Genomic DNA, 1913 nt, shown 5'->3' with positions numbered 1-1913 from the left:
TCCGGCAGGCTGGAGGATAGGATTAAGGGTACCGTCATAGGCAGGATAGCAGGTCAGCCGCTGGCCGATAATTTTACAGATCTTTCATCCATTACGGCAAATCATGATATTATAGAGTGGATAGGGCAAAGCATAGAGACAAAAAATTTAGGCGGTGCAAATCCGGGCTGGAGCGGATTTATAGATTTAAACTCAGTTCCTGCGGCTGCAAATTTAAACGGGGCATTTACCTTAAATACCCAAGGCAGCCTTTTAACCGGCGTAAATGCCGTTCTTAGAAATTTGAGAGCAGGCTCTACTAGCGCAAATACCCGCACTTTCGGTGTTATTTTTAGAAGCGCGACGGGAGATTTAACCGCAAATATCGGACCGTTTTACGGATATGCAGATGATGGACAGAGGATCTTGGTAGCGACCGCTAACGCAAATAATACTAATGCCGAAATTTTAAATATAACGAATTATCCCGCAAACGCTATAGGAACTCGTGAATTTTCGGAGCAATACTATGTGACCCATACCGCCTATTCGATAGTACCGATTGTGCCGGCCGGACAGGCGAACTTACTTTTTGCGCCGACACCGGATCCTGTCGATAAAAACTTTGATCTTCAGCTGAGATATAACTATCAGCCTTGGGCGGGCGAGCAATACAATGGAGCTGTGCCTATGCGAGCGTTGATTGCACAGGATGTTAGCTTGTTTAGGTTTCGCTACGATAATGGCGCCGTAGCCTTAAAACTATGTATGAGAGATAACGGTAGAAACCTTGATCCTGCTCAGCTTGATCTCATCGTATGTAAATCGCAGGTGGTGTACTAATGAAAAGAGGATTCAGCTTAATAGCGGCTATATTTTTTATTATTTTAGTGGCGACTACGGCAATAACTGCTTTAAGTATAGCTGCGATGACGGCAAGGGACGTAAATAATATACGTTCTAAAGAACAGGCTCTGCTTTTGGCGCAAAGCGCTACGGAATTTGCGGTAATGGCTATGCAAGCGCATAATTATCCTAATCCTGCAAGTCCTGCGGGCGCAGGTGCAAATTGTTTGGAAACTATAAATTTGACCTATCCTAATGCAAATAATCCGGAGTATAATATAGCTATAAACATATATTATCTCGATCCAAATTTACGTTGCACCGCTGCAAACACGATCGGCGCACGAGCTTTTTTAGATAGCTCGGGGAATCCGGTACCGAATAATGTAGTAACTACTCATATGGCGCTAGTAGACGTTACGGTAACATCTACGGATCTGCCGCGTATAACCTATAATAGGCGAACATTGCAAAAACCATAAAGCAAAGGAGAGACGATGAATTTAAATATCGTAGGTAAGCAGTTTGAGTTGACGGAACCCATAAAAGAGTATGTTGAGAACGCATTTGAGACGCTTGGGAAATATAATCTAGATCTTATCTCGGGACGCTGCGTGATCTCGGCCGACGAAAAACAGGGTAAAAAAGGCTTTGTAGTGGATTTTTCTTTAAATTTAGCGCATAAAGACACCATAGTCGTGCGCCAAAAAGATAAAGATCTCTATGCCGCCGTCGATCTCATCGTAGACCGTGCTTCAAAGGTTCTACGCAGATACCACGATAAGGTAAATTCTCACAAAAATCGCGACGAAATGAAACAAAACGCCGTAGATAATGCGGTCGGTGCTAACAAGCTAAATTTAAACGATGAAGTCGATGAGATCGTCCCTACCGAGCTGGATCTATATAAGCCGCTAGAGATTGACGAAGCCCTAAATAAGCTTAAAGAAAGCACCGATCAGTTTTTGGTTTTCAATGATATGGACGCTAAAATGCGTGTGCTTTACAAGCGTAAAGATGGTAAATTCGGCTTATTTTAGAATTTTAGAATTTTAGAATTTTAGAATTTTAGAATTTTAGAATTTTAG

The 1913-nt window shown here is 42.3% G+C and carries 3 protein-coding genes; all 3 read left to right on the top strand.

Going from position 1 to position 1913, the window contains the following annotated elements:
* Positions 1-822 (top strand): hypothetical protein (locus tag Q0236_RS10500; RefSeq protein ID WP_297917591.1); only part of this gene is annotated, 822 nt, incomplete at its 5' end.
* Positions 822-1307 carry a hypothetical protein gene (locus tag Q0236_RS10495; protein WP_297917588.1) on the top strand — a complete coding sequence of 162 codons (486 nt, stop codon included), beginning with the start codon at positions 822-824 and terminating at the stop codon, positions 1305-1307. The genes Q0236_RS10500 and Q0236_RS10495, both read left to right, overlap by 1 nt.
* A gap of 15 nt (positions 1308-1322) precedes the next feature.
* Entirely contained in the window at positions 1323-1865 is a 543-nt protein-coding gene (raiA, locus tag Q0236_RS10490) for a ribosome-associated translation inhibitor RaiA (protein WP_297917586.1), read from the top strand.
* The last annotated feature ends 48 nt before the right edge of the window (positions 1866-1913 follow it).

It is taken from the genome of uncultured Campylobacter sp. (genome assembly GCF_938031315.1).
GTDB lineage: Bacteria > Campylobacterota > Campylobacteria > Campylobacterales > Campylobacteraceae > Campylobacter_B.
The sequence above is the reverse complement of the archived record's forward strand: the minus strand, read 5'-3'. Positions and strand labels throughout refer to the sequence as shown.